Source organism: Pontibacter sp. BAB1700, from assembly GCF_000277005.1.
GTDB lineage: Bacteria > Bacteroidota > Bacteroidia > Cytophagales > Hymenobacteraceae > Pontibacter > Pontibacter lucknowensis.
The window spans coordinates 1-4,340 of the sequence record NZ_AKIS01000003.1 but is presented as its reverse complement, the minus strand read 5'-3'; the positions used below and the strand labels follow the sequence as shown (position 1 = coordinate 4,340).

Below are 4,340 nucleotides of genomic sequence, written 5' to 3'. Positions count from 1 at the left end.
CCAAGCGACCTTCGCGTCTTCGAGGTACTACCATACCCAATTGGGCTGACCACCAATGCCAATGGTTCGCCAGGCGAAACGCTGCGGATCGAGTACCTGGTGCGCAGCACCTCTACCCTGCAGCTGCAGCTATACGACATACAGGGACGACAGGTGCGCGATCTGGAAGCTACCGTAACTGATGGCACCGACATCATCGAAGTCAACGTATCTGACCTGGCGTCGGGCACATACGTGCTGCGCTGGAGTGAGGGCAACAACAGCGGCGTCACAAAAGTGGTCAAATTGCAATAAACTGAAAAAGGGGGCTGTAGAGCCCCCTTTTTCAGTTTAGATAAGCACCTTACTCAATGCTTACGCGCTTGCGATTGCTGGTATTTGTCTGCTCTTGTTTTGGTACCGTTATTTTCAGCACGCCCTCTTCATAGCGCGCTTTTATTTCTTCTGCCTTCACGGCGTCCGGCAGCTTAAATGAACGGCTGAAAGAGCTGTAGTTATATTCGCGGCGGGTATAATTATCCTCTTCTGTTGTAGCATCATGCTCCTTTTGGCTGCTGATGGTCAGCATACCTTCATCCACGTTTACTTCGAAATCATCTTTCGCCATACCTGGGGCAGCCAATTCAATGGTATATTCTCTTTCATTCTCACGAATGTTGGTGGCAGGCATGTTCCGCATAATCTGCCGCCCAATCTGCGCCGGCATTCTTAGCAGGTCGTTCTCAAAAAAACGATCTACATCGCTGAAAAAGTCTGTAAAGAAAGACCTGGGAGTGAGACTCTCACCTCCTGTGCGTTCTTTTTTCATTGGCTTCATAGTGGTACCTCCTTTTGTTTTGGTTGAACATCTGGAGTCATCTGGCTCACTGGGATAGAGTGACTCCCCTATTTTTACGCCTTGATTTTTTTATAGTTTACCTCTGAATAAAAATAAAAAAAGCAGCCAGAAACAATAATCTGTTTCTGGCTGCTTTTCAGGGTTAAGGTTTGTTTTCAGATGTCAGGGCATACACTCCAGGAGCATAAGCGCATACCCGACGCAGGGTTTAGTCAGTGGCTCGCATGTTGTTTTCACAGCTTGGAAAGGGACAGTCTGTTTTTCATTGCTCGGAATAGGCTCGAGTAACTATACAAATGTTGCGAAACATCAGCAGCACAAAAAGGAGAGTTTACCTTTAAAGGTAACTTTGATAATAGCTGTATAAATCTTAATTTTCAAATTACAAAGATGCTTGACAGGCTGGCAACACACATAAACACTTTAAAACACTTATAAAAAGTAACATTCCAAATTACATTTATATTGTTACAACAACAGACTATTATACATACCTAAAGCCCTTAGGATGAAAGCTATGGTAGTTTTATTATAGTGAGTATGCTATATTTGACTTTCAAGTATGTTACCTAACGCATACCTATGGCCAAAAAAAGACGAAAATTTGTGCAATGCCCTAATTGCGGCTATACCTTTGAAGAGGTTAACAATTACTGCCCTAACTGCGGGCAGGAAAACCACGACCTGAATGTTCCTGTTAAGCATTTGGTAGAGGAGTTTTTTGAGAGCACCCTGCACTACGATACAAAATTCTGGCTCACTTTTAAGTACCTGCTTACCCGCCCCGGCTACCTGACAGAGAAATTCAATCTGGGCAAAAGGGTATCCTACGTACCTCCTTTCAGGCTTTATGTATTTGTAAGCATCTTTTTCTTTACCGCCGTTGCCTTGTTTGCTTCAGACGGTCTTGTGATCAGTGACGCTCAGAGTGCAAAAAATCAACTGGAAACAACTAACCCGGAAGCTGTAGCTCAGATATTGCAAGCAGACTCGCTGGCCAGAGTCAAGGCTGGTCTTCCGGCCAACGACACCTCGTCTTTCATTGCAGGTGACACATCATCTGTTATCATCAATGAAGAGGTGGATAATAAGTTTAGGAATTTCCTCAAAAATGAAGAGCAGTCGAGGCAAAAGCTGCTAAAAAACATCTCTTTTATGATGTTTGTACTTATGCCGTTCTTCGGGTTTATCCTATACCTGTTTTACAGATCACAGCGTCGCAATTACGTGGAACACCTGATGTTCTCTGTTCATTTCCATACCTTTGTTTTCCTGCTGATCATGTTTGCCATATTGGTAGAAGTGATTTTCAGTAATATTGACACCAATGGCTGGGTATTCCTGATTAGCATGGTCTATTTGTTTTTTGCATTGCGCTATGTGTATAAAGAATCCTACCTGCGCACAGCAGTTAAACTGATCCCGATCGGATTAACTTATCTGATCTCATTGGCCATATTATTTATAGCTACTGTTGGCATCAGCGTGCTCTTCAGTTAATTTATACCCTCTTATTACATGACTACTACTTCCTGGGAACGCTTAATTTCAAAGAAACGCTTCGAGACGTCGGATAGCAGGTATAGCTCTGATGAATCGGTGCGTGGCGAGTTTCAACGTGACTACGACCGAATTGTATTCTCCTCAGCTTTTCGCCGCCTGCAGAACAAGACGCAGGTTATGCCGATGCCAGAGAGTGACTTTGTGCATACCCGTCTCACGCATAGTTTGGAAGCGTCAGTTGTAGGACGCTCACTTGGTCGTATCGTTGGCAAAAGCATATTGGAGCGCTACCCCGAACTGACAGGAGATAAGAATATACAGGAGGCAGACTTCGGCGATATAGTTGCGGCTGCCTGTCTGGCGCACGACATAGGCAACCCGCCATTTGGTCACTCCGGTGAAGACGCCATTTCGGCTTATTTCCTGAGCGAAGAGGCCCAGCCTTTCTTAACAAACCTGACAGATGCGCAGAAAGCCGACCTGCAGCGTTTTGAAGGCAATGCGGCTGGTTTCAGAGTACTTACCTATACCTACCCGGCACACTGCAAGCTACCTGATGGCGTCAGTCACAGTGGTCTAGCCCTAACCTTTACGACGCTGGCAACATTCACCAAGTACCCAAAGGAGTCATTGCCAGAAGTGAAAGGCACGAAAAGTACAAGCGAAAAGAAGTATGGCTTCTTCCAGACCGAAAAGACGTGGTTCGACACCATTGCACAGGAATTAGGCCTGTTGGGGAAAGGAGCTGACGACCATGTATTTTATCATCGTCACCCGCTGGCATTTCTGGTGGAAGCCGCTGACGACATTTGCTACCGCATTATAGATTTTGAAGATGGGCTACGGCTTGGCCTGGTTCCGCACCAGCAAGGTATAGTCCTGCTGCGCCAGATTCTCAACGATGACCCCAACCGCGTTTCCAGCCTTACTTTTTATGACTGGCGCGAAGAGATCGGTTACCTGCGGGCCCGCATCATCGGAAAGCTGATACAAGAAACCTCTCAAATCTTTTTGCAGCATGAAGATGCTATATTAGCCGGCACATATGACAAGCCGCTGATTAACGAGCTCACCTGCAAGCCCGTACTTGACGAAATCAAAAGTCTGTCTGTAGAATTGATATACCGGAATAAACCGGTACTAGAGATCGAAGCAGCGGGCTTCGAAGTGCTGGGCGGCTTGCTGGACGCCTGCATGAAAGCCGCGTTTCGCCAGGAATCAAAGCACCACCGCAAAATAGCTGACCTCATACCACAGCACTACCTCAAACTACCCGAAGGCGCCTCCGACTACGAGCGCATCATCCACATCACCGATTACGTAACCAGTCTCACCGACCAGGCCGCACTCGGGTTGTATAGGAAGATTAAGGGGATCGAGTTGCCGAGGATGTATTAAGTTGTGGGGATGTTGAAGGATGAATTAAGAAGGGCAGATTTGTTGCTGTTGCTGCTATACCTCGCAACAGCAGCCATTATACTTCTTCGAATCAACGCAGAAGGAACTGGCTATATTAGCCCTGACTCGACACATTACCTTGGCCTTGCACAGAATTTGAAAGATGGACATGGCTTTTACGTAACAAGCGCAACAGGCACTAGGACCTACTTCTCAACCTGGCCTGTCGGTTATCCGGTATTAATCTACTTGTTTTCAGAACTTAGCACGCTGGATGTTTACTGGTCCTCTAAGCTCCTAAACTTCATACTGCTGGCTATAGGCTTTGTTTTCCTAAGACAGCTAAGTCGCCCCTACGCTTTTATCATTGCTTCTGTTTATGCAACTTACACCTATATGGAAGTGTATAGCTTCACATGGTCAGAGGCTCCCTTTCTGTTGCTTGGGTTGTTGCTGGCAGGTATAACTTATCAGATCTTTATTGGCAACTGGTCAGGTAAAAATGTTGTGCTGCTGTTCGCCGTTTGCCTTGCGTTATTTCTTATCCGCTATATCGGTGCGTTTTCTTTTGCTGTGCCTGCTCTTCTGGGACTATACTTTG

General features: G+C 46.1%; 5 protein-coding genes. 4 read left to right on the top strand and 1 reads right to left on the bottom strand.

Going from position 1 to position 4,340, the window contains the following annotated elements:
• Nucleotides 1–294, top strand: a 294-nt coding sequence (locus tag O71_RS00405) for a T9SS type A sorting domain-containing protein (RefSeq protein ID WP_007652093.1), incomplete at its 5' end; no start/stop codon positions are given.
• 49 nt (nucleotides 295–343) lie between these two features.
• Here the strand turns inward: O71_RS00405 and O71_RS00400 are convergent.
• Nucleotides 344–808: an Hsp20/alpha crystallin family protein gene (locus O71_RS00400; RefSeq protein ID WP_007652092.1), complete on the bottom strand. Its 465-nt coding sequence runs from the start codon at nucleotides 806–808 to the stop codon at nucleotides 344–346.
• Nucleotides 809–1,420: 612 nt separating this feature from the next.
• Here O71_RS00400 and O71_RS00395 point away from each other — a divergent pair.
• From O71_RS00395 to O71_RS00385, 3 genes are all read left to right on the top strand, one after another.
• The gene (locus O71_RS00395; protein WP_071530808.1) at nucleotides 1,421–2,338 is read left to right on the top strand and encodes a DUF3667 domain-containing protein; all 918 of its coding nucleotides are present in this window, start codon (nucleotides 1,421–1,423) and stop codon (nucleotides 2,336–2,338) included.
• Between the two features lie 18 nt (nucleotides 2,339–2,356).
• Nucleotides 2,357–3,739 (top strand): dGTP triphosphohydrolase, encoded by a 1,383-nt coding sequence (gene dgt / locus O71_RS00390; protein WP_040573371.1) that lies wholly within the window; start codon nucleotides 2,357–2,359, stop codon nucleotides 3,737–3,739.
• Nucleotides 3,740–3,748: 9 nt separating this feature from the next.
• Nucleotides 3,749–4,340, top strand: a 592-nt coding sequence (locus O71_RS00385) for a hypothetical protein (RefSeq protein ID WP_007652089.1), incomplete at its 3' end; no start/stop codon positions are given.

What these genes read in the sequence shown, in the direction of transcription:
- O71_RS00400 (WP_007652092.1), bottom strand. Translation starts at nt 808, where the DNA reads ATGAAAAAAGAACGCACAGGAGGTGAGAGTCTCACTCCCAGGTCTTTC.
- O71_RS00395 (WP_071530808.1), top strand. Translation starts at nt 1,421, where the DNA reads ATGGCCAAAAAAAGACGAAAATTTGTGCAATGCCCTAATTGCGGCTAT.
- dgt (WP_040573371.1), top strand. Translation starts at nt 2,357, where the DNA reads ATGACTACTACTTCCTGGGAACGCTTAATTTCAAAGAAACGCTTCGAG.